The organism is Bacillus sp. CBEL-1 (genome assembly GCF_004348885.1).
GTDB lineage: Bacteria > Bacillota > Bacilli > Bacillales > Bacillaceae_H > Priestia > Priestia aryabhattai_A.
In genome coordinates this window covers 863,146-883,992 of record NZ_SBIM01000013.1, presented here as the reverse complement: position 1 = coordinate 883,992, position 20,847 = coordinate 863,146, and the positions used below count along the sequence as shown (strand labels likewise).

At 35.6% G+C, this 20,847-nt stretch carries 24 protein-coding genes and 1 riboswitch; of the genes, 13 read left to right on the top strand and 11 right to left on the bottom strand.

The features are described 5' to 3' along the window. The first annotated feature begins 182 nt into the window (after nucleotides 1-182). The gene (locus EPL02_RS14475; protein WP_131888093.1) at nucleotides 183-1,025 is read left to right on the top strand and encodes an ATP-binding cassette domain-containing protein; all 843 of its coding nucleotides are present in this window, start codon (nucleotides 183-185) and stop codon (nucleotides 1,023-1,025) included. A 2-nt stretch (nucleotides 1,026-1,027) separates the two neighbouring features. Next, a complete protein-coding gene (locus EPL02_RS14470; protein ID WP_131888092.1) occupies nucleotides 1,028-1,714 on the top strand; it encodes an ABC transporter permease in 687 nt (228 codons plus the stop codon). 26 nt (nucleotides 1,715-1,740) lie between these two features. Here the strand turns inward: EPL02_RS14470 and EPL02_RS14465 are convergent, their stop codons facing one another. From EPL02_RS14465 to EPL02_RS14455, 3 genes are all read right to left on the bottom strand, one after another. Beyond that, nucleotides 1,741-2,601 (bottom strand): glycerophosphodiester phosphodiesterase family protein, encoded by an 861-nt coding sequence (locus EPL02_RS14465; protein WP_131888091.1) that lies wholly within the window; start codon nucleotides 2,599-2,601, stop codon nucleotides 1,741-1,743. Between the two features lie 141 nt (nucleotides 2,602-2,742). Next, nucleotides 2,743-3,369 (bottom strand): class F sortase, encoded by a 627-nt coding sequence (locus EPL02_RS14460; RefSeq protein ID WP_286175452.1) that lies wholly within the window; start codon nucleotides 3,367-3,369, stop codon nucleotides 2,743-2,745. Beyond that, complete coding sequence (locus EPL02_RS14455; protein WP_131888090.1) at nucleotides 3,369-4,175, bottom strand: DUF4397 domain-containing protein; 807 nt, start codon at nucleotides 4,173-4,175, stop codon at nucleotides 3,369-3,371. Before EPL02_RS14455 ends, EPL02_RS14460 begins: the two co-directional genes overlap by 1 nt. Before the next feature lie 341 nt (nucleotides 4,176-4,516). Between EPL02_RS14455 and EPL02_RS14450 the strand changes: the two genes are divergently transcribed. Next, nucleotides 4,517-5,350 (top strand): YitT family protein, encoded by an 834-nt coding sequence (locus EPL02_RS14450; protein ID WP_483295840.1) that lies wholly within the window; start codon nucleotides 4,517-4,519, stop codon nucleotides 5,348-5,350. Between the two features lie 257 nt (nucleotides 5,351-5,607). Here the strand turns inward: EPL02_RS14450 and EPL02_RS14445 are convergent, their stop codons facing one another. Together EPL02_RS14445 and EPL02_RS14440 are read right to left on the bottom strand one after the other, a co-directional pair. Continuing rightward, a complete protein-coding gene (locus EPL02_RS14445) occupies nucleotides 5,608-6,060 on the bottom strand; it encodes a hypothetical protein (protein ID WP_094912027.1) in 453 nt (150 codons plus the stop codon). A 39-nt stretch (nucleotides 6,061-6,099) separates the two neighbouring features. Continuing rightward, nucleotides 6,100-6,876, bottom strand: coding sequence for a hypothetical protein (locus EPL02_RS14440; protein WP_131888088.1), 777 nt, complete (start codon nucleotides 6,874-6,876; stop codon nucleotides 6,100-6,102). 135 nt (nucleotides 6,877-7,011) lie between these two features. On the opposite strand from EPL02_RS14440, the gene EPL02_RS14435 reads away from it, so the two are divergent. Then, nucleotides 7,012-7,755, top strand: coding sequence for an alpha/beta fold hydrolase (locus EPL02_RS14435; protein WP_131888087.1), 744 nt, complete (start codon nucleotides 7,012-7,014; stop codon nucleotides 7,753-7,755). A 40-nt stretch (nucleotides 7,756-7,795) separates the two neighbouring features. On the opposite strand, the gene EPL02_RS14430 is transcribed toward EPL02_RS14435, so the two are convergent. Continuing rightward, the gene (locus tag EPL02_RS14430; protein ID WP_131888086.1) at nucleotides 7,796-8,392 is read right to left on the bottom strand and encodes a DUF3885 domain-containing protein; all 597 of its coding nucleotides are present in this window, start codon (nucleotides 8,390-8,392) and stop codon (nucleotides 7,796-7,798) included. 283 nt (nucleotides 8,393-8,675) lie between these two features. Here EPL02_RS14430 and EPL02_RS14425 point away from each other — a divergent pair, with 283 nt between their 5' ends. Further along, the gene (locus tag EPL02_RS14425; RefSeq protein ID WP_286175451.1) at nucleotides 8,676-9,023 is read left to right on the top strand and encodes a hypothetical protein; all 348 of its coding nucleotides are present in this window, start codon (nucleotides 8,676-8,678) and stop codon (nucleotides 9,021-9,023) included. Nucleotides 9,024-9,035: 12 nt separating this feature from the next. Here EPL02_RS14425 and EPL02_RS14420 read toward each other — a convergent pair whose 3' ends face one another. Genes EPL02_RS14420 through EPL02_RS14410 form a run of 3 tightly spaced genes read right to left on the bottom strand, consistent with a single transcriptional unit; the run spans nucleotide 9,036 to nucleotide 12,703 of the window. Beyond that, nucleotides 9,036-10,169: a Ger(x)C family spore germination protein gene (locus EPL02_RS14420; RefSeq protein ID WP_131888085.1), complete on the bottom strand. Its 1,134-nt coding sequence runs from the start codon at nucleotides 10,167-10,169 to the stop codon at nucleotides 9,036-9,038. Then, nucleotides 10,166-11,272 carry a GerAB/ArcD/ProY family transporter gene (locus EPL02_RS14415; RefSeq protein ID WP_131888084.1) on the bottom strand — a complete coding sequence of 369 codons (1,107 nt, stop codon included), beginning with the start codon at nucleotides 11,270-11,272 and terminating at the stop codon, nucleotides 10,166-10,168. Before EPL02_RS14415 ends, EPL02_RS14420 begins: the two co-directional genes overlap by 4 nt. 9 nt (nucleotides 11,273-11,281) lie before the next feature. After that, on the bottom strand, nucleotides 11,282-12,703 hold the full coding sequence (locus EPL02_RS14410) for a spore germination protein (protein WP_131888083.1): 1,422 nt from the start codon (nucleotides 12,701-12,703) through the stop codon (nucleotides 11,282-11,284). A 133-nt stretch (nucleotides 12,704-12,836) separates the two neighbouring features. Here EPL02_RS14410 and EPL02_RS14405 point away from each other — a divergent pair, with 133 nt between their 5' ends. Continuing rightward, the gene (locus EPL02_RS14405) at nucleotides 12,837-13,238 is read left to right on the top strand and encodes a secondary thiamine-phosphate synthase enzyme YjbQ (RefSeq protein ID WP_131888082.1); all 402 of its coding nucleotides are present in this window, start codon (nucleotides 12,837-12,839) and stop codon (nucleotides 13,236-13,238) included. 122 nt (nucleotides 13,239-13,360) lie between these two features. Further along, on the top strand, nucleotides 13,361-13,486 hold the full coding sequence (locus EPL02_RS21230; RefSeq protein ID WP_256993370.1) for a hypothetical protein: 126 nt from the start codon (nucleotides 13,361-13,363) through the stop codon (nucleotides 13,484-13,486). 33 nt (nucleotides 13,487-13,519) lie between these two features. Here EPL02_RS21230 and EPL02_RS14400 read toward each other — a convergent pair whose 3' ends face one another. Then, nucleotides 13,520-14,185: a C40 family peptidase gene (locus tag EPL02_RS14400; protein WP_131888081.1), complete on the bottom strand. Its 666-nt coding sequence runs from the start codon at nucleotides 14,183-14,185 to the stop codon at nucleotides 13,520-13,522. Between the two features lie 318 nt (nucleotides 14,186-14,503). Between EPL02_RS14400 and pfkA the strand changes: the two genes are divergently transcribed. From pfkA to EPL02_RS14385, 3 genes are all read left to right on the top strand, one after another. Continuing rightward, nucleotides 14,504-15,463 carry a 6-phosphofructokinase gene (gene pfkA / locus EPL02_RS14395; RefSeq protein WP_025911412.1) on the top strand — a complete coding sequence of 320 codons (960 nt, stop codon included), beginning with the start codon at nucleotides 14,504-14,506 and terminating at the stop codon, nucleotides 15,461-15,463. A 326-nt stretch (nucleotides 15,464-15,789) separates the two neighbouring features. Beyond that, a complete protein-coding gene (locus EPL02_RS14390; RefSeq protein WP_094912035.1) occupies nucleotides 15,790-16,188 on the top strand; it encodes a universal stress protein in 399 nt (132 codons plus the stop codon). 12 nt (nucleotides 16,189-16,200) lie between these two features. Further along, nucleotides 16,201-16,932 carry an NAD-dependent protein deacylase gene (locus EPL02_RS14385; protein WP_131888080.1) on the top strand — a complete coding sequence of 244 codons (732 nt, stop codon included), beginning with the start codon at nucleotides 16,201-16,203 and terminating at the stop codon, nucleotides 16,930-16,932. A gap of 29 nt (nucleotides 16,933-16,961) precedes the next feature. On the opposite strand, the gene EPL02_RS14380 is transcribed toward EPL02_RS14385, so the two are convergent. After that, nucleotides 16,962-17,204: a hypothetical protein gene (locus tag EPL02_RS14380; RefSeq protein WP_131888079.1), complete on the bottom strand. Its 243-nt coding sequence runs from the start codon at nucleotides 17,202-17,204 to the stop codon at nucleotides 16,962-16,964. A gap of 235 nt (nucleotides 17,205-17,439) precedes the next feature. Beyond that, nucleotides 17,440-17,540: riboswitch (SAM riboswitch) on the top strand. An 80-nt stretch (nucleotides 17,541-17,620) separates the two neighbouring features. On the opposite strand from EPL02_RS14380, the gene EPL02_RS14375 reads away from it, so the two are divergent. From EPL02_RS14375 to EPL02_RS14370, 3 genes are all read left to right on the top strand, one after another. Beyond that, nucleotides 17,621-18,748, top strand: coding sequence for a 5-methyltetrahydropteroyltriglutamate--homocysteine S-methyltransferase (locus EPL02_RS14375; protein ID WP_094912037.1), 1,128 nt, complete (start codon nucleotides 17,621-17,623; stop codon nucleotides 18,746-18,748). Between the two features lie 242 nt (nucleotides 18,749-18,990). Beyond that, nucleotides 18,991-19,221, top strand: a complete 231-nt coding sequence (locus EPL02_RS21395) for a YuzI family membrane protein (RefSeq protein ID WP_483295839.1) — start codon at nucleotides 18,991-18,993, stop codon at nucleotides 19,219-19,221. Between the two features lie 194 nt (nucleotides 19,222-19,415). After that, nucleotides 19,416-20,777 carry a hemolysin family protein gene (locus EPL02_RS14370; RefSeq protein ID WP_131888078.1) on the top strand — a complete coding sequence of 454 codons (1,362 nt, stop codon included), beginning with the start codon at nucleotides 19,416-19,418 and terminating at the stop codon, nucleotides 20,775-20,777. The last annotated feature ends 70 nt before the right edge of the window (nucleotides 20,778-20,847 follow it).

Below are 20,847 nucleotides of genomic sequence, written 5' to 3'. Positions count from 1 at the left end.
TTGCAGCGTAATGGAACGAACGTATTTCTGCCACTTACTTATGTTAGAAACGTCATAATTCGCCTCTGAGAGTTAATTTTCTTGTCTAAAATTGTATGTGAAAGCACTATTTATGTAGTAAATATGCTACTATTTAACTAACCATATTTATTACATGTTTTACTAAAGGAAGGACAAGTCAAATGGAAACATTAATTCAATTGAAAAATGTCTCAAAATTATACAAAAAGCAAACGGTACTAGAAAATGTCCATACAACTTTTCAAAAGGGAGAAACAGTAGCCATTGTCGGCAAAAACGGTGCCGGAAAGAGTACGTTATTAAAGATTTTAGGAGGGTTAATTAAGCCAACTAAAGGGAGTGTAACAATTGATTCCTACGTTGGATTACCGGCATTTGTGGTAGAACAATTTCCTCAAGAACTTCCATTTCGACTTCAAGATTACCTATTCCATATGGGGCGTATTCAGCAAATCTCGAAAAAAAAGCTGCTTTTAAAAATTGAAGAGTTGCTCGAGACCTTTGATATGACCGAGTATAAGTATGAAGAAATTACATCTTTTTCAAAAGGAATGAAGCAAAAAGTCAATATGATGCAAGCAATGTTGGGATCTTCAGAGCTTCTTCTTCTTGATGAACCGTTATCTGGTCTAGATGCCAAAGCACAGGTTGATGTTGAGAAAGCGTTTCGTCGATTAAAAGATCGAGGGATGACCATTATTTTTACTTGTCATGAAGAAAGGTTAATTCAAGTAACAGCAGATCGAGTAATTACCATTGGTGCCCAAAAAATACTTCGAAGTCAGCGTATTGAGTCTATAGATAGGCTTGCTGTTATTGAAGCAGACTTTATTATAAATAAGCCGATTCGAGAGCTCAAAGGGAAGTGTGCTAAAGTTGAGCAGCACGGTAGCCGTTATACGCTTTATATTAAAAAGCAAGACATGAACCAATTGCTCAAAGAGCTAATAGAGGTACGAGCAGATATTCATCGGATAGAAATTATTGAAAGGGAAGACTATTAGAAATGATTGCATTAATACGATATCATTACCTTACGTATTTAAAGTCATACCGGTATATTCCGCCATTGGCTTTATACTTAATCTTATTAATTATTACCTATACATACACACCGAATCCAATATTAGATAGTTTCTATAATACTTCTATTTATTTATTCTTTACTTTCTCATGGGTTACAATTTCATTCATGCATGCAGAAAATAGTAAGCAAGAAAGAATTACAAGGCTACATGTAAGAAAAAAATCAGTTTATTTTATCAGTAAACTAATCAGTATTGTAGTAATGGCACTTGTTCTAAGCGCTGTTTCAATCATATATCCAATCGTCTTTGATATGTTTTCTTCAATGCCCACTGTTAAGGAGCAATTGTTTGGATATTTTCTGCATTTGGTAAGCTGCTTAACAAGCATGAGTGTGTCATTGCTATTTACTCGCCATATGCTTCGCACGGGTAATCTTTCATGGTTTGGACCAGTTTTTGTGTTGGTGTTAACGCTGGCAGTAGCTGGTGTTCCTTATCCTTATGAAGGTTTGCAAATGTTTATTTATTTATTGCCACCAATAGCAGCCATGATAAATTTTATTAGTGAGGATTCCTATGTGTGGGTTGGCTTTTGCTGGGGAATAGCCTATTCGGCTATAGTAATAGGTTTTTATTTATCACTTGTCCGTAACCGAGATATTTAACTTTACCAAATAGTCTAAAGCCCCTTTTACATAGGAAAATTATATGTAAAAGGGGTCTTTTTGTAAGGATGAACAGCTTGATATAAACGGTCAGGATAATTCGTGAAAATACCGTTTACACCCCATTGAATTAGCTTTTTCATCTCTTTTGTATCGTTTACTGTATAAGCATGAATGTCTAGTCCATATGCTTGAACCGTTTTTATATAGCTTTTTGTTAATGTCTTCGAACTTGGGCCGATTCCATCAGCGTATCGATGAATGTTCTTTAACTGATTCGGCGTTAATAAGCCTTGTCTATAGGAAACTAATTGAATGAGCATAATAGAAGGTTCTAAGTGGTGAAAAGTGCGCAGACTTTCATCACTAAACGATTGAATAATAAGCTGTTGTTTATTTATATTGTACGTATCTAAAAGAGCCATTAGCTTTTTTTCCATACCGGGATATTCATGAGGTGATTTTGTTTCAATATAATAGCGAATGTCGTTTCCAAACGTAGCAAAAATTTCGTCAAGTGTTGGAATATAAGCTCCTTTTCGTTTAGTAGAAAACCAGCTTCCTGCATCTAAAGCCTGAAGTTGCTTTACAGTTTTATTTTTCACATATCCTGTTCCATTCGTTGTACGGTGTAGGGCATAGTCATGAATGGCCACTAGTTGCCCATCTTTAGACATATGAAGGTCAATCTCAATATAGTCACTTTTCATTTTTTGTGCCAGCTTATAGGCTTCTATTGTATGCTCTGGTTCATGGCCAGAAGCTCCGCGATGGGCAATGATAAGCGGGTTTTTTTCAGCAGTAGTACCCACGCTGGCGTTACCAATAAAAAAAGCAACTCCCACTAGGCACGTAATTAAAAGTACAATAAGCCATTTATGCTGCATATGATAGCCTCCTGTTCATCTGCTTTTATTTTATAGTAGTAAGGAAGTGCATGTAAACGAAGATTTCGTATTCATTAGTATGTCCGATAGAACAAGATGTTTTCATGGATATAGTGAAAAAATCATAAAAGTAGCCAATGCTTATTGAGCATTGGCTACTTTAGTATCCTGAAGTTTTGTATAAACAACAAGACGTTCTTCATGTGTTTTATTTTGTCTATCGAATAACCCTGTACATGTAATTAAATTAAGTTGATGATCAAATGTTGGTCCAAAGATTTCTCGTAAAGGTGCATCTTCACGAGGGTAGGCTTCTTTATTGGTAACAACAAATGTAAGCACATTACCTGATTCGTCGGATACAAAAATTTCATCGCCTTTATCAAGTTTATGAAGGTTGTAAAAAACTGCGGGTCCTTCCTTATCATCAACATGTCCAGCAATAACAGCATTTCCTTCATTACCAGGCTTTGTACCAGGTTCAAACCATGCCACATCGTTACCGTTATCAGGAACACCCATTTGTCCGTCATTTGTTAAGCCGGTTTTTTCAATCGGCGCTTGAATGCTTAACTTTGGTATTGTAAGCTGAGATGGGGCAGAAACATTAACTGACGCTTGTGGGGGCGAACTTGTTAATTTTGTTTCTGCCATTTTTACTTTTTCAGGCTCTGGTTGTGCAGTAGTTGTGACTGACTGTGCTGAGCAACCGACTAACCCTAAAAAAGCTGTGCATATAACTGGTAAAGCCCATCTCATGTTCTTCATTAATTCTCGTAGCCTTTATGACGACGAACAACAAAGATAGCAACCGCTCCAATTCCTAATAGAGTTAATACAGGAAGAAGAGAATCATTTGATTGCTCAGAAGCTCCACCCATACCTGTTTTTGGCATTTCAGAAGGCATTGCTGTGTTGTCTTTTAAGACAATTGGCTCAAGGTTATCAGCAGTATTCACAGCTAAAACTGTATATACTGTATTTGCTTCTAAGTTTGTACCTGCAAGATCTAATACTTTTGTATTACCATCAGCAGTTGTTACTTCTAAATCATACGTACCAGCGTCAACTTCTGAATAATCTGTTACTTGTTTAAATGATGCGTTTTCAAAAAGTGTAGGGCCATTGACAACGCCTACATTTACGGCCGGAGCATCAGGAGAAAAGTGACCTACACGTACTTTGGCTTTTCCTTCTGTTACATTCATATCGTCTTCAAGTACTTTCAATTCTAAACTAGCCACTTTGTTAATTGCAGCTACAGTATAAGCTTTTCCAGCTTCAACTGTTAAGCTTGTAGAAATGACAGCCTCTTCTTTTCCTTTTGTACCAGCAGCATAGATGTCAACTTTATGTTCACCAGAAGGTAAAGTTAAATAATCAGTAGCATCTTTAAAAGCCGCACCTTCAACAGCAGCTTTTCCATCAACATATACGTCAACTTCAGGTGCATCTGGTGAAGCATGAACAACACGTACCATTGCGTCATTGTTTGCAGCTGATGCGAAGTTCCCAGTAAAAGCAAGTAATAAAACAGCCATTAAAGAAGCAATACCAACTTTAATTTTTTTCATTTGTTTCATTCTCCTTCTTTGTATACTTTTTGTTTAACATTTGCGCAAATGTTGTACACATATTTTATACCCAATATGTAATTTTGAAAACTTTTAAACTGTTTTTTTAATTTGAACATTTTTTGAAGGTAAAAAATGTCTATACAACTCTGCAATTGTTATCATCTACAAGTTTCTCCAATATATTCATGGTTTAATGCGCAAGAAGCGAAATATAATAAATAAAACAAAGTAAAATATTCAGAATGTTATGATAAAATTTATAGAAAGGAGTGGATGTGCCAATGTTACCAGTTGAAGAAAAAAAAGTGAAAGTAGTGCATCGATCTTTGCCACGCAAGATGATTATTAAGCGTGTGTTACTGATTTTATTTGGCGCTATATTAATGGCGGTAGGTTTAGAATTTTTTCTAGTACCTAATAAAGTCATTGATGGAGGCATTGTTGGAGTGTCTATCATATTGTCTCATTTAACAAGTTTAAAGCTTGGAGCGTATATTTTTGTACTAAATTTACCTTTCTTTTATATAGGCTATAAGCAAATTGGCAAAACGTTTGCTTTATCAACTCTTTTTGGAGTCAGCATTTTATCTATTGCTACATACATTTTTCATCCACTGCCTGTGCTAACAACTGATCCACTTTTAGCAACGGTTTTTGGAGGTATCATTTTAGGTATTGGGGTAGGAATTGTAATTCGGTACGGTGGCTCTTTAGATGGCACAGAAATTCTCGCTATTTTATTTAACAAGAAAATGCCTTTTTCTGTTGGAGAAATTATCATGTTCTTTAATCTATTTATTATAGGAAGTGCAGGGTTTGTGTTTGGGTGGGATCGTGCTATGTATTCGTTAATGGCTTACTTCATTGCTTTTAAAACAATTGATATTGTTATTCAGGGGCTAGACGAGTCAAAATCTGCATGGATCATTAGCGAACAATACGAACGAATTGGTGAAACCATTTTAGCAAGGTTAGGCAGAGGAGTAACGTACTTAAAAGGAGAAGGAGCATATACGGGTGATGATAAAAAAGTAATCTTTTGCGTTATCACAAGGTTAGAAGAAGCAAAGCTAAAAGAAATTGTTGATGAAATTGATTCAACTGCATTTTTCGCAGTAGCAAATATTGCTGAAGTAAGAGGAGGAAGGTTTAAGAAAAAAGATATCCACTAAGTATAAAAAAGGCTGGGATATAACTAATTGTACTCTTCTCAAAGACAAATCGTGGCGTTTTACAATAGTTAGGTTGGAGTCTCAGCTTTCCTTCTAGTTCTCGTGTGAGTGGAATGTCTTACTCTCCATTCCACTAGTTTTTAAAACGATCTTTTAAACCAACTTAATAAAAACATCCGAACTATCAAAAGTAGTTAACTTGCGATAGTTCGAATAGATAGTTGGCAGAAATAATTATGTCTCACCTTCTTTTTGCTCTATGAAAGAACTGCTAATCCCTTAGAGAAGTTTGTTTTTAATATTTTAATTACATGATCTGTTTGTTCGGGTATACACTCTACGATTAAAATCACTTCCGCTCCTTGCGCTTGTTTACTTCGCTTTTTAACAAATTTATAATAAATAAAGTTAATTAAAAAGCCAATGATAAATCCTGAAGCAGCACCAATTAACCCCCAGTATATAGGTCCCCATGTTAAGATAAATCCAACGCTTGCGCCTATAACTGCAAAAGCTGTTGCCAAGCCAGCAGCGATGTCAAATAGGCTAATACCGTCTGATTGATGAATGCTATCAAAAATTAAAAATTGGTCATCTTTTATTTCCAGTGGGATGGCTAAAATTTGGCTTTTAGGAATGCCACTGCGCTCCAATGCTACAATGGCAAGTTCTAAATAAATTGAGTGATCGAAAGTAGAGAATACTTGCATAATGGGCTCCTTACTATATCGAGATTTAGCATATAGAAGCTATAATCGCTGTTTTAATGAAAAGCGGTATTGCTGATAGTTTTGTGAAAGAAAGTCAGCTTGTTCACGATCATATAATTTATTGTTCTCAATGGTGTTAACATAGGCATCATAGGAGCTAAAACCGTATATAGAAGGAAGGAATAAAAGCCATTCTATATTTAAAACGCTTGTTGAACTTGTGATGTCTCCTAAAAAAAGAAAATGAACTGCCGGAAGAAATTGTGATTGATAAAAAAATACCACTACCCAAATTAAAGAGAAGAAACCTATGATAATTCGGTGAATATAAAGTTGACCGGCGCCTGGCATCAGTATGGACCACATGACAGCTACTAGAGGGCGGCGTTTATCAAGGTAATTGACTTCTAAAGCACCCATTTTAAAGGTATCAAAAGGCTCGTTTTGGTGTTCAGCCAGCACGTATACTTTGTTTATGTCGATGGTTGTGCGGTAGCTATCCCAAATGGCAAATAGATAAACAGGAATATATAAAAGCGCCCATCGAGTATCCAATATGGTCTTGGCTTCTTCTAGCCTACCGGTAAAAGAATATACCATCGCAACATTAATATTGGCATGGATATTTGTATAAACCTCCCAAATGAATAAGAGCAGTCCCGTAATGTTTTTAGATAACAAAAGGTGACCGAAACCTGGAAAAGCAGCAGACCACCAGGCAATAATATAAGGGTTTCGAAGGTGGAGTTGAGTTGTGCCAAACAAGCTAACATGGGCTTTATATCGCTTGTGCGTTTGGTAAGTAATATGCTTCATACAGAATTCCTTTGCTGGTTAATTTGTTTTATTGTTCCGTAGAACCATTATTTTCATTCATAAAGGTGCATTTTTGCTACAAGATAATGTAAAGTTGAATGTTCCATTTGGTAGTATAAAGAAAAGAGGAATTTTATGTTTAAACGATTACTTAAAGTACTAGCAGTAGGAATTTTGGTTTTACTTTCTGTTTTGATAGCATGCTTTGTCATTTGGACACAGTTTGATTATAAACCTTCTCAAGAAGTTGAAAATTTAGTGGTTTCAAAGCAAGCGATACAAAAAGATGGCTACCTACTCTTTCAGCCAAGTGACAATAGTGATATAAAAGGTGGCTATATTATTTATCAAGGCGCAAAAGTAGATGCAATGGCATACGGTTACTACGCACAAGAAGTTGCAAAACAAGGATATCTAGTAGGCATAGTAGATGCGCCTTTTAATGTTAGTTTCTTTTCAAGTAACAAGGTAAAAGAAATTATGAAGGAATACCCTACTATTGATAATTGGTTTATCGGAGGACATTCTTTGGGAGGAGTTGTAGCCAGTTCTTATGCGTATAATCATCACAGTAGGATACAAGGCCTTATTTTGTTGGCTTCCTATCCAATGAATAAAAATGACTTTTCAAACACGAATTATCCAATTCTATCCCTAACAGGTGAAAGAGATGGTTTATCAACGCCCAATAAGATTTCAGAAACAAAGCATTTACTTTCAAGGAATGCCAAAATAGTGGAGTTAAAAGGAGCAAACCATGCGCAGTTTGGTCTATACGGTGAACAAAAAGGGGATAATAAAGCAACGATTTCTCCTCAAGAACAGCAAACGCAAATGGTTCAACACACGGTTCAGTGGCTTAATAAGCAAATAAAATAAAACAAAGCTGCTGTATCTATCCATAGATACAGCAGCTTTGTTAGCTTATTGGTGAATGTTCAGTAGCATCCATATCCAAAATCCATTCGTTAAACTTTTCTTGTAGTAACCCAAGCGAACGTTGATTATTAGATACGACATCTAACGCTCGATCATCATAGAGATGAAAAATGGTTCCTTTGCTTACATTGATAATGTAACATTCCTCTTCAATCGCAGGTTGGATATGTAGATCGCGATTCGCAATAGATTGTAGTAACTGTTTTTGCTTCAAGTCAGTTGGCTTGCATGCAATAGCATACTCATTTTTAGTTGATAACAGCTGTACGCTTGTCTTTCTTAAGCGAGAGCGAATAAATTTTTTCATTAATATATCAGTGCGCTTTAGAAAAGATAGTTCAGTTTTTGGAGATGGCGAACGAAATACTACGATGAGCTCATCCTCTTCATCATGAAGTGCTTTAAAAATTTGGTATGTGCGTTTATAAACATTTTTCATATACCCTTGTTCCCACACGCGCTTTTGATTTGTTAGCTTGAATCGAATACCTATTGGTGCATTGTAAAAAAGCGGTTTTTTCATTTGGACATTAGGAAATAAGTGAGATAAATATGATTGTAAAGTAACATTGTTCATACGCAACACCCTATCTATTCGTAAAGTTTTTACTTTATTATTGACTCAAGTTTAGCATGAAGTTAATTGGAAATGTGGAGTGCAAACCTGATTTAACGGAAAGGTAATGAAACTGTTATATTTCCATTCAAATTCTTATAAAAGAAAGGTGTTTTTTACAAAGCTGTCGTATTAGTAACGTAAATACTTTTACGTCAATCCACCTTCATAAAAATAACATGGCAGAGCATTTTTGCTCACGCAGAATTTCACTTGATAATAGAGTTAACCATATGAAAAGTAGGTGAAGATAATAAAAAAACAAATCTTGCTAGTCGTAGGCGTTACGTGCTTATTATTTGTGCTCATTTTTTATAAGACTATTTTTCAAGAAGGAAATCCGATACCTTTAGCAGTTGGTATAGCAAAAATGAAAGCAGGAAATGAAAAAGTAGTTCAAGTTTCAGATAAACCAGAGCGGTACTTAATTCACTCGGATGATTACCTGTCGTTTATTAAAGAAATGGATAAAAAAGGTGATACCTTTCAATACCAGGAAGATGAGTTATTTTATTTTGATCGAGAGGAAAAGCGAACTTCTTTTGAAAGAAAGTCATATACAAATCACTATATGATCATGGAATTAAAGTAAGACAGCGGCTCATTAGCCGCTGTCTGTTTTTGCTCCAAAATCTTCAATTGTAACGTTAATATGATAATCAATAGTAGAATTTGAAAAAATAGTGTCCCATTCTTTTCGATGTTTCTTCCAAAATGAAGGGTGGTTAATTCGTACATACTCTCTAAATTCAAGTGCATCTGCTTGATAATCATTTTGGAGTTTTTGAACTATCTTGCTTGTATCTGATTTTATAGTTTTTTCAACATTTTTTTCAATATGGTTAATAAAAGAAGGGGAAAGCTTTTGATCAGAAGCATCCCAATCTTCTGATAACCTTCCAGATGCCTTTACGTATACATCAAAATGAATGCCATGGTCGTTTTCAACTTTGGTTTTGACTTTTTGTTTAACAGAACCAATTTCAAACGAGAAAGGATACCTTCCATGCTTGCCGTACACGATCCCACCTTGAATATCCCCTCTTAACCAACTAAGTGCCTGTAAGTCGTTTTGAGATAAAAATGCGTATATCTTCCCACCTTTGATTAAAGCTGCTCCGTTTAATTGGATGTCTTTTTCTAACTTTGAAACACGTTGTACTAAAAAGCTTTGGTCCGTTTCTAACTTAGCTGATATTTCTCCTAATGATAAAGTGGGAAGTATTTTATTGGTTCGATATCTATTTTCAACTAAATCATATATGACATTAACCGGTGGAGTATCCATTCCTTTAATCGTTAAAATATCCTTTGCTTGGCCATTTGTAACAAAAATAAGGCAGCTTCTGCGGATTTCATTATCCCTAGAAAGCTGATCCATCAGAGCGTCTAATTTGAAGGTCTTCCCAGCTTGTTCACCAAATACTAAAATACGCTGATGCTGACTGAACAAAGGGTCTTGCTTTAATGCAATATCTCGTGTAATTTCATGTACTGTGGGTCCTTTAGTGACAATGTTTTTATACGGTGAGGACGAGGACGATGACATCCCACCTCGGTCTGGAGATACAAGAGTTTGGTGAGTGAGCATAAGGTTATGCTGATCCGTCTTTTCGTTTACCGTGTCTAATGAATCAATACCAACGCCAATGACGAGTGAGAGTTGTTCAATATTACGGTGCCGAGAGCAACCCACTAATATAATTATCATCATGATGAGAGCCAAGTACTTATTCATATCTTCTTCACTCGTTTCTTAATTAGCATAATGGGCCCTAAGAAAAGTGGAACTGCAAGAAATACAATTAAAAAACCCCAGCCTAAAAGGTCAGCAAACGCAATAACGTCTCCGGCTGTTTTAGGGAGAAGTGAGCCTACTACAATGATAACTGCTAGAGTTACACGAATCATAGCGGACTTCTTTGTGGAATTCTTTTTTAACATCATGGTAATTCCTGAAAAAGCTAAAAAATTAAACATCTGAAACGTTAAAAAAAATTGTAACAGCCAAACTGTGAGCAAGAAAAGCTCTAAACGTTCAACAAAGATCCCTTTTACTTCATGAGACTGAACAAATGCAATAGTTGGATAAACAATCGTTTTAACTTCAGGTACTGTTAAAGCGCCAACGACAAGAATATAGGTAATAATATAAAGGGCAAGGGGTATCCCAAATCCTATGAGAGCTATCTTTCGAATTTGCTTTTTATTCTTTAGGTATTTTGGTAAAAACAAGATTAATTCTGCACCTACAAATGAAACAGAAACTGTTGTAAATGCATTTAAAATTGGATGAATTCCATCAGCTAAAACGGGTCGAAGATTTGAAATGCTAACCATATTAACGCTAAAACCATAAAGGGCTAATAAGATAATAATAGTAAAAGGAAAAAACAAAGCCATCATCTTACTAATTGTATTCATACCACCTGTTAGCGTATAGAGTGATGTGAGCATAAACGTAATGATGATTACTCCCAAAGGAACACTTTCAAGAAGGTAAAATTGAATCATTTCCGACATAGCTCGAATTTCAAAACTTGATACAGCGGTAAAATAAGTAATGGCGAAGAGATTAATAATACTGCCTAAAAATTTGCCCGTTACTTCTTTTGAAAATTCATATAGCGATTGAATTTGAAAAGATTTTATCATCCAAGCAAGCAAAATAATAATTAAAGAGAATAATCCCCATTCAACTAGTAAAACAATCCATCCATCTGCATTATTTGTTTTTTCAGTAATCGAGCGTGGCAGCGTTAATAATCCTACACCGAGCATCGTACATGAAATGGTTGCTATTGCATAAAAGTTTGATAGCAGCTGATCTTGTTGCTTCATAATGCCTCCTTATCTCTTCGTTACATTTGCTTTTTTAAAGGGTAAGCGTACGTAGGAATCTTTCCACGATTTACTGTTTTTAGCATAGAACGGTTTGAAATATTCCATTCCAAAGCTTTCAAGTTTTGTTAAATGCGTAACTAATATAAGTAAAAAAAGAGTGACTCCGTATAATCCCAAGAATGCTGCAATAATCATTGAACCAAATCTTAAAATTCGAAAAGATAAACCAATCCCATATTGAGGAACGGTGAAAGAAGCAATTGCCGTAACGGATACGATAATAATCATGACGGAACTTACAATATGAGCTTCTACAGCTGCTTGTCCAATAACAACTCCTCCTACTAATCCAACGGTTTGTCCGACAGGTGTTGGGAGGCGAAGCCCGGCTTCCCTTAGTAATTCGATGGTCACTTCCATTACCATTGCTTCAATAAAAGGTGAAAACGGCACGTCTTCTCGCGTTGCTGCAATTGTAATGGCAAGCTCGGTTGGAAGCAGTCCTTGATGAAACGATACAAGGCTAATATAGATAGCTGAGAAAAAGAGCGTAATGAAAATTGAAATATAGCGAAGAAGGCGTAAGAGAGAACCTGCCAACCATCTTTCATAATAGTCATCTGGTGATTTCATAATCATGTCAATTGTTGTTGGTACTAATAGAGCAAAAGGTGAGCCATCTACAAAAATTGCAACTCTTCCTTCATTAATAGCTGCTAAAACGCGATCGGGTCTCTCCGTATTTTGGACTTGCGGAAAAGGGGAGTACGGAGCTTCTTCGAGAAATTCTTCAATCATTCCAGAATCTTGAACATTATTAAGGTTAATTTGTTGAAGCTTTTCACGAACTTGATTCACTATATGAGGTTGACATTGCTTTTTATGAAAAACCATTGATGTTCGATGGAGCTGCTCTTCTCCTATAAAAACATCCTCCACGATTAAGTTTGCATCACTGGCTCTTTGCCTTAAAATACCGATATTTTCTTCTAAATTCTCAATTAATGCAACCTTTGGACCGCGCACTACTTTTTCAGTTGTTGGTTCACTCCATGTACGCTGTTTAGCCATTGTCATGTTTAACGAGTAGGCTGTTGTACGATTATGAATAAATAATAAAGGTTCTCCTTTGAAAAAAGAAGTGAGAGCTTGCTTGTATGTGTAAATCTCAGTACTTTCAATTGTTGAGATAAAAGAATCCCAACGATCTAGCGTATTGATTGGAGAGGAGGTTTTAGACTGAACCATCTTTTCTGTCAGTTGATTCAGCTTTTCGCTATCTACAAGTCCTTGTAGATAAAGGATATAAAAGAAATCAGTAGATGAAATCCATAGCTTTTTTGAGGCTATGTCACTGCTGTCACCTGCTAGTTCTAGAAATGTCTTAACCACATACTCTGTATCTCGTTGAAAAGTTGAATTGAGCAAGTCTTCACCGCCTTTATGTCATTAACCGTATATTGAGTTCAGTAGTAAAAAACAGTACGATAAAAAAGAATATATACTAGTCTTTGCGAGTTCAGTAGATGTTATGCTAACTAACAAAAAAGGAAGTGAAAACATGTTACATTCATTTAAGATTCAAACGAGTAGTCGAGATGAAATGGTTGATGTGACAAGTGAAGTAAACGCGGAAATTAAGAGGAAAAAAGTAAAAAGCGGAGTAGTCACAGTGTATTGCCCCCATACAACTGCTGGTATCACAATTAATGAAAATGCAGATCCAGATGTAAAACGTGACATGATTAGAAGGTTTGATGAGGTATATCCTTGGGTTGATGAAAAAGATCAACATTTTGAAGGGAATACAGCAGCCCATTTAAAGGCAAGCACCGTCGGTTCTTCACAGCAAATTATTATTGAAAATGGAAGTCTATTATTAGGAACGTGGCAAGGGATTTATTTTTGTGAATTTGATGGTCCTAGAAATCGTACATGCTACATTAAAATTCAAGCGGATTAAAAGAAGCGCTCACTAAATCGTGAGCGCTTCTTTTAGCACGTCTTCTTTTTTTAGAATTTTTGTTATAAAACAAAAAGAAAACGATATATATGTTATATAACAGAAAAAGGGAGAGATATTTTGTGGAGCAAATTACAATTAAAAAAGAAACAGAACAAGAACAAAACGAAAAGACTAACTTTACGTGGGTAGATGAGTATCCAACAGTACTAGATATCATTAATGAATACTATAGTTTTTGTCGTTAAAAAAAGCCAACTTAAGTTGGCTTTTTTTTTTGACTAACGAATTCTTTTTGCACCGATATAACGCTTACTCCAATAGCTATCTTTTAATGAAGCAACTGAAACACCTTTTGAAGATGAGCTATGTAAAAATTGATTGTTGCCCATATAGATGCCAGCATGTGAAGCACCTTTTTGGTATGTTTGAAAAAACACGATGTCCCCAGGTTGCAAGCTTGTTACTCTAGTACCTTTTTTATAAATCTCGGCCACAGTTCGAGGTAGAGTAATGCCAACGCTCTGCTTGAAAGTATAACCAATAAAGCCGCTACAATCGAATCCGCTAGGCGTTGTTCCACCCCAACGATATGGAACACCGATATATTGTTTTCCTTTGTTAATAACTTTTGAAGCATTAAACGTAGAAGTCTGTGAAGAAGTTTTCACTCCTAGCTTTGCGTATGTACCTTTTCCAACAACTCCATCGGCAGACAGTCCATTTTTACGCTGGAATGATTTAACTGCGTTTGATGTAGCTGGGCCAAAATAAGTTGTTGTATTGCCAGTAAAATAACCTTTTTTCTTTAAAAGTTGCTGCAATTGCTGAACATCTTGATGCCTCATGCCCTGCTTTAATGTTTGATCACCTAGCGCAGCTTGACTAACTAAAGGGCTAGCAAATAAAAAGCTAGCGAGGGTAAAAACTGCTACAAGTTTCTTCATAATGGTCCTCCATCAATTTTCCGTCAATTTTCGTAAAATAATCATAACACCTTTCGACAGGTTAAAACGTTACATTTTCATTACAAAATATGAAAAAAATGAAAATTATAGCGAGTAGAAAGATGTATTTTTCTTTAAAAAAATAGAAAAAAATTGAATATTTAACTGTTAATAACTAAAACATATGAAAATGTAAGGACATTTAAAAATAATAATAGAAATCTGTTGTGAATTACTACACAAATACTTTGTAGTCATGTAGAATGTAAAAATAGAATACAGTGTCAATTGATTTGACTTTTGATGAGGTGAAAATTAATGAAAAGAATAGGTGTATTAACAAGCGGCGGTGATTCTCCAGGAATGAATCCTGCGGTTCGTGCTGTTGTGCGTAAAGCGATTCATGAAGGAATGGAAGTTTACGGTATTTATCAAGGATATCAAGGGTTAATTGAAGGAAATATTCGAAAGCTTGAAGTGGGTGATGTTGGGGATATCATTCAACGCGGTGGAACAATGTTGTATTCTGCAAGATGTCCAGAGTTCAAAACAGAAGAGGGACGCCGTAAAGGTATTGAAAACCTAAAAAAACACGGTATTGAAGGCTTAGTAGTAATCGGTGGAGATGGATCTTACATGGGAGCTGTTAAGCTAACTGAGCTAGGTTTTCCATGTGTAGGTATTCCAGGAACGATTGATAATGACATTCCAGGAACAGACTTTACTCTAGGTTTCGATACAGCTTTACATACTGTTATCGATGCGATTGATAAAATTCGCGATACGGCTACTTCACATGAACGTTCGTTTATTATTGAAGTAATGGGACGTAATGCTGGAGATATTGCTCTATGGTCTGGATTAGCTGGAGGAGCTGAAACAATCTTAATTCCTGAAGCAAAGGATGAGTTCCAAGAGATGGTAGATCGTCTAAAGAAAGGCCAAGAGCGTGGCAAAAAACATAGTATTATTGTTGTTGCTGAAGGTGTAGCTACAGGAAATGAAGTAGCAAAACAGCTTGAAGAAGCTGCTGGAATTGAAACTCGCGTTACGGTTCTAGGTCACATTCAGCGTGGTGGATCACCAACTGCACAAGATCGCGTGTTAGGAAGTCGTTTTGGTGGCCGCGCCGTTGAGTTATTAATGGAAGGTAAAGGCGGGCGTGCAATCGGTATCCGTAAAAACGAAATTGTTGATTATAATATTATGGAAATCTTAGGTGAGCCTCATCATATTGATGAGCGTATGTATCAACTATCAAAAGAATTATCAATCTAAACGATATAAAGGCGAGACTTCTTACAGAGGAGTTTCGTCTTTTTTTAATTTCAAACCAGTACCTTCGCAATGCTTACACTTTTTTGTGTAGAATATGCCAGGAATAATCATTACTTTCCCAAGCCCTTTGCAAAAGGTACATATCAGCTCAAAACCCATAATAGCCATCAGTCCTTTTAGTTAGCTTTTATTTAGTATAGCACTTCTGTTTATTAGTATAACACAAAAAGCGAGGGTATTTTTAGAAAATTTAATTTTTATATCGATTTCTTCAATGGAATAAAAATTAGTAGAGCTGTTATAATTGATAGAAAAGGAGTGAAGACATGTTCAAGCGAATTCTATTAGCTTCAGATGGTTCTGAACACGCTGCTAGAGCAGCTGAAAAAGCGGTTACTCTAGCGAACTTAACTGATCGCAGCTTTGTTCAAGTGATATATGCGGTAGAAGGAGATAGTAGGTTGAATACGCTTGGAATAGATGAAACAAGAGAAAAGCGTATCCAAACAACACAAGAAGTGTTAGCAAAATCTAATATAGAATATGAAATTACGTTTATTCATGGAGATGCTGCTAAAACCATTATTCAATTTGCTAACAACAATCACTTTGATGTTGTAGTAGTTGGAAGTCGAGGGTTAAATCCAGTAAAAGAAATGTTTTTGGGAAGCGTAAGTCATAAAATTGCTCAGCATGTAAAGATACCCGTACTTATTGTTAAGTAGGAGAGAGAGCCAATGAATATGCAAGTTGAAGAGTTAAAGAAACAAATTGGAGAAGCAGAGCGAATTTGTTTCTTTACGGGGGCGGGAGTAAGTACAGAGTCAGGTATACCTGATTTTCGCTCTCAGAATGGATTGTATCGAAAGAACTTAGAATTTTCAGATGTGATTTCCACTTCTTTTTATCGAAATGATCCGGTGCTTTTCTGGGAGCTATTTAAAGAGATTTTTCGTGTAAAGCTACTTCATGAATATAAACCTAACTCAGGCCATGACTTTATAGCAGAATTAGGACAAGAAAAGACGGTGCATGTAATTACACAAAATATTGACGGGCTGCATCAAAAAGCAGGAAGTAAGAATGTATATGAAATTCACGGAACAATTAAGCGAGCACATTGTCAAAAGTGTAAAAATGAATTTGGGTTAGATTTTCTAAACAAAGCGGGATTACCGAGTTGTACGTCATGTGAAGAGGTATTAAAGCCTAATGTTGTTTTGTTTGGAGATTCAATTCACTGTTTTGAAGAAGCTGTAGAGGTAGCTTTACAGAGCGATTTATTTATTGTAATGGGTTCATCTTTGCAAGTAACGCCTATTAATCAAATTCCTTTACTAGTTAGAAAACTTGGTCAGATACCAATGATTATTATTAATAAAGAGCCAACTCACTATGACTATGTGTTTGATAGTCAAATATATCTTCCAATCGGCGAAGTTGTAACCGCTTTAAGAAATGAGAAATGAAAAAGCACGCTATGAGCAGCGTGCTTTTTTTACACTTCAAAATAGATAGCGAAGCAGAACACAGAAATGACTAGAAAAAACGCTGAATGCAGTTTGCTTTCCTTAAACGTCAAAACAGCTTCAATAAATAAAAATAAACTTAGCATTAACTGAATGTATGGTAAATAAGCAATATAGTTGGTGGAATCACTGTTTTGAAAAGCAATTATTCCGTATACCACAGCTCCGATTAAAAAGACATATTTTAATAGTTGTAATCCTTTAACTAACATCTTTGTGAGGTTCCTCCTTATTTAAAACCTAGGTCACATGATTATAACATATATCATATAGATAGAGACAAGTAAAGTGACAAGGTATATTTGACCACGTTTTATCTTTTATGAATTCGGATATGCATCAATCCTCGATAGTACAAGAAAAATGTTTCATTTCTGATTTTTCAAATTCCTCGTTGACAGGTTAAGAAAATAGGTGTAACATTTTTCCTAGTTAATTAATTGAATATTCTTATCTCGAGAGGTGGAGGGACTGGCCCCGTGAAGCCTCGGCAACAGACTGTTTAAGTACTGTGCCAATTCCAGTAGCAACTTGCTTGAAGATAGGAGAAGAACCGATAATGACTATTAACCTCTTCTTATCTTTAAGATGAGGTTTTTTATTTTGAATAGAAAGAGGGAATAGAACTATGACAAAGACATTAGTGAAAGCTCCATTTAAAGCTGATCACGTAGGGAGCTTTTTAAGAACAACTCCTCTCAAAGAAGCAAGAGAAGCTTATATCAATGGTAGAATTAGTAAGACGGCTTTAAAATCTGTAGAGGACCAGGAAATTTTAAAGCTTGTCCAGAAACAACTTGAAGTGGGACTTAAATCTATCACTGACGGAGAATTTAGACGTGCTTGGTGGCACTTGGATTTCTTATCAGGCCTAGAGGGTGTAGAAGAGTTTGAAACGGAGTATATTAGTCAATTTAAAGGTGCTAAAACAAAAAATAAAGCAATTAAGGTAGTTGGCAAAGTAGATTTCAACCATCATTATATGCTAGAACATTTTACATTTTTAAAAGAAGCCGTTGAAGAATACGGTGATGGAAGTCAAGTTGCTAAGTTTGCTATTCCAAGCCCTAACATGCTATTTACTCGAATTCAAGAGGACACTTATTATAATGGAGATAGAGAACAGTTTTATCATGACACGGTAGTTGCTTATCAAAAAGCGATTCAAGCTTTTTATGATGCAGGATGCCGCTACTTACAGTTAGATGACACTTCATGGATTGATTTTGTTTCTGAAGAACGTATCGATGCAGTTGTGGAGAAGTTGGGTATGGATGTAAAAGATATTATTGATACGAGAGTTAATTGCTTAAACGACGCTATTTCTAAAAAGCCCGATGATATGATTATTACGATGCACATCTGTCGTGGGAACTTTAGGTCTACGTACATTACTAGTGGTGGCTACGATACTATATCCGATGCAATCTTTGCTAACTTACATGTAGATGGACTTTTCCTTGAATATGATGATAATCGTTCAGGAGATTTTGGGCCGTTAAAAAGCTTTACACGTGACAACCAAACAGTTGTATTAGGACTAGTAACATCTAAGTTTCCTACGCTAGAAGATACAGAAGTTATTAAACAAAGAATTAAAGAAGCGAGTGCATCTATTCCTCTAGAAAATCTGTCCCTTAGTCCTCAATGTGGCTTTGCAAGTACGGAAGAAGGAAATGAACTAACAGAAGAAGAGCAATGGAATAAAATTAGTCATGTCGTTAAAATTGCTCAAGATGTTTGGGGCACTATCTAAAAAGTATCAGTTGTTTTTTAGCTTTACATAAGAATCTCATTAGATTTTTGCTTTCATTAGTAATAAAAGCAAAAAAAGCCGTATCTACAAAAGGTACGGCTTTTTTTATATAAAAAATATCGGGTAGTTTATTTCTTCATATATATAAATAATCAGTGATAAGTAGTTTGGGAAATTCATACTTTGATAATAAGTGAAAATTCTGTCATTACAGGAATGTAAAAGATGAATATGTGAAAGGAATGTTTTTATTGGGAATCAGGAGTAGACTAGGGTTGTTTTTGTTAGGAGTTTGTTTAAAAGCAATTGCATTCGTTAGTCTCATCATGGAATTGAATTTAGTTCCCATTCACGCAAGGAAAGCAGGTGATTACCTGACAGTATTTTTAAATGAGGTGCCTGTTTTTCTCTTTTTGATAGGCCTAATATGTGTGATTGTCAGCTTCTATATGCCTTTGAAAAGTAAAAAGTAAGAGTGTGTTTTATAAAAGGTGTAAGGTATTTATACTTGAGATTCGTGTTAGAACACTAGCTAAAAGGTTTGACGACACAGTTTTTTAGATTTAAAATAAAAAGAAATAACTATTTAGGAATAAAAAATGTTTTAAACTTTTAATCACTTAGGAGGTGACTCCTTACTCGTACTATTACGAGCTAAGGAACTTGATTGGACATATTTAACTTGATTTTATTAGCGGTGCTGATTGCATTAACTGCTTTTTTCGTTGCTACAGAATTTGCAATTATTCGAATTCGTAGCTCTAGAATCGATCAATTAGTAGTGGAAGGGAGCAAAAATGCAAAAGCTGCGAAGCAAGTTATTACCAACCTTGACGAATATTTATCCGCTTGCCAGCTAGGAATTACAATTACAGCATTAGGCCTTGGGTGGTTAGGTGAGCCTACTGTAGCTCACATGCTTGAACCACTTTTTGAACAACTCGGTATTGAGGGAGGATTATCTACCATCATTTCAGTTGTCATCGCGTTTGCTGTCGTTACGTTTCTACATGTGGTAGTTGGAGAATTAGCTCCTAAAACGTTTGCTATTCAAAAAGCTGAAGCGGTGACTCTATTATTTGTAAAGCCGCTAATATTCTTTTATAAAATCATGTATCCTTTTATCTGGGTACTTAACGGATCAGCTCGCTTGCTAACAGGTTTATTTGGACTAAAACTAGCATCTGAGCATGAATTAGCACATAGTGAAGAAGAGCTTCGCATCTTATTATCAGAAAGCTATAAAAGCGGTGAAATTAATCAATCAGAATTTAAATATGTCAGTAAGATCTTTGACTTTGATGACCGAGTGGCAAAAGAAATTATGGTACCGCGAACAGAAGTGGTCTCGATTGATCAAGAAGATACGATTGAATATATTTTAGATATGGCAAAAGAAGAGCGATTTACTCGCTATCCTATTATTGATGGAGATAAAGATCACATTGTTGGTTTGTTAAACATGAAGGAAATCTTAACTGAGATTGTTATGAAAGATACGCAATCAATTCATTTAAAAGATTATATTCGTCCAATTATTCAAGTGGTTGAAACGATTTCTATTCATGATTTGCTGCTAAAAATGCAGCGCGAACGTATTCAAATGGCGATTTTAGTTGATGAATATGGTGGTACAGCGGGTATTGTAACAATTGAAGATATTTTAGAAGAAATCGTTGGTGAAATTCGTGACGAATTTGATACAGATGAAAAGCCCCTTATTCAAAAAGTGAAAGATTACCACTATATTGTGGATGGAAAAGTGCTAGTAAGTCAAATTAACGAGCTTCTTGACATCCGGATTGATGATACAGAGATCGATACGATTGGCGGCTGGGTATTAACAGAAAAATATGATGTGAAACAACAGGATGTTATTACGTTTGAACAGTATGAGTTTAAAGTAAAAGCAATGGAAAACCATCATATTCAATACGTGGAAGTCATCAAGCGTCGTCAGGTAACTGAAGTCGTTTCAGAACCAATGGCGATCCCTGAAGTGGAGCCGTCACAGGCCCTATCTTCATAAAAAAAACGCACGGTTAACCGTGCGTTTTTTTGTATAAGCTATTCTCTTAAATTAGTATTATAGGTGATTA

What these genes read in the sequence shown, in the direction of transcription:
- EPL02_RS14475 (WP_131888093.1), top strand. Translation starts at nt 183, where the DNA reads ATGGAAACATTAATTCAATTGAAAAATGTCTCAAAATTATACAAAAAG.
- EPL02_RS14470 (WP_131888092.1), top strand. Translation starts at nt 1,028, where the DNA reads ATGATTGCATTAATACGATATCATTACCTTACGTATTTAAAGTCATAC.
- EPL02_RS14465 (WP_131888091.1), bottom strand. Translation starts at nt 2,601, where the DNA reads ATGCAGCATAAATGGCTTATTGTACTTTTAATTACGTGCCTAGTGGGA.
- EPL02_RS14460 (WP_286175452.1), bottom strand. Translation starts at nt 3,369, where the DNA reads ATGAAGAACATGAGATGGGCTTTACCAGTTATATGCACAGCTTTTTTA.
- EPL02_RS14455 (WP_131888090.1), bottom strand. Translation starts at nt 4,175, where the DNA reads ATGAAAAAAATTAAAGTTGGTATTGCTTCTTTAATGGCTGTTTTATTA.
- EPL02_RS14450 (WP_483295840.1), top strand. Translation starts at nt 4,517, where the DNA reads ATGATTATTAAGCGTGTGTTACTGATTTTATTTGGCGCTATATTAATG.
- EPL02_RS14445 (WP_094912027.1), bottom strand. Translation starts at nt 6,060, where the DNA reads ATGCAAGTATTCTCTACTTTCGATCACTCAATTTATTTAGAACTTGCC.
- EPL02_RS14440 (WP_131888088.1), bottom strand. Translation starts at nt 6,876, where the DNA reads ATGAAGCATATTACTTACCAAACGCACAAGCGATATAAAGCCCATGTT.
- EPL02_RS14435 (WP_131888087.1), top strand. Translation starts at nt 7,012, where the DNA reads ATGTTTAAACGATTACTTAAAGTACTAGCAGTAGGAATTTTGGTTTTA.
- EPL02_RS14430 (WP_131888086.1), bottom strand. Translation starts at nt 8,392, where the DNA reads ATGAACAATGTTACTTTACAATCATATTTATCTCACTTATTTCCTAAT.
- EPL02_RS14420 (WP_131888085.1), bottom strand. Translation starts at nt 10,169, where the DNA reads ATGAATAAGTACTTGGCTCTCATCATGATGATAATTATATTAGTGGGT.
- EPL02_RS14415 (WP_131888084.1), bottom strand. Translation starts at nt 11,272, where the DNA reads ATGAAGCAACAAGATCAGCTGCTATCAAACTTTTATGCAATAGCAACC.
- EPL02_RS14405 (WP_131888082.1), top strand. Translation starts at nt 12,837, where the DNA reads ATGTTACATTCATTTAAGATTCAAACGAGTAGTCGAGATGAAATGGTT.
- EPL02_RS14400 (WP_131888081.1), bottom strand. Translation starts at nt 14,185, where the DNA reads ATGAAGAAACTTGTAGCAGTTTTTACCCTCGCTAGCTTTTTATTTGCT.
- pfkA (WP_025911412.1), top strand. Translation starts at nt 14,504, where the DNA reads ATGAAAAGAATAGGTGTATTAACAAGCGGCGGTGATTCTCCAGGAATG.
- EPL02_RS14390 (WP_094912035.1), top strand. Translation starts at nt 15,790, where the DNA reads ATGTTCAAGCGAATTCTATTAGCTTCAGATGGTTCTGAACACGCTGCT.
- EPL02_RS14385 (WP_131888080.1), top strand. Translation starts at nt 16,201, where the DNA reads ATGAATATGCAAGTTGAAGAGTTAAAGAAACAAATTGGAGAAGCAGAG.
- EPL02_RS14380 (WP_131888079.1), bottom strand. Translation starts at nt 17,204, where the DNA reads ATGTTAGTTAAAGGATTACAACTATTAAAATATGTCTTTTTAATCGGA.
- EPL02_RS14375 (WP_094912037.1), top strand. Translation starts at nt 17,621, where the DNA reads ATGACAAAGACATTAGTGAAAGCTCCATTTAAAGCTGATCACGTAGGG.
- EPL02_RS21395 (WP_483295839.1), top strand. Translation starts at nt 18,991, where the DNA reads ATGTTTTTATTGGGAATCAGGAGTAGACTAGGGTTGTTTTTGTTAGGA.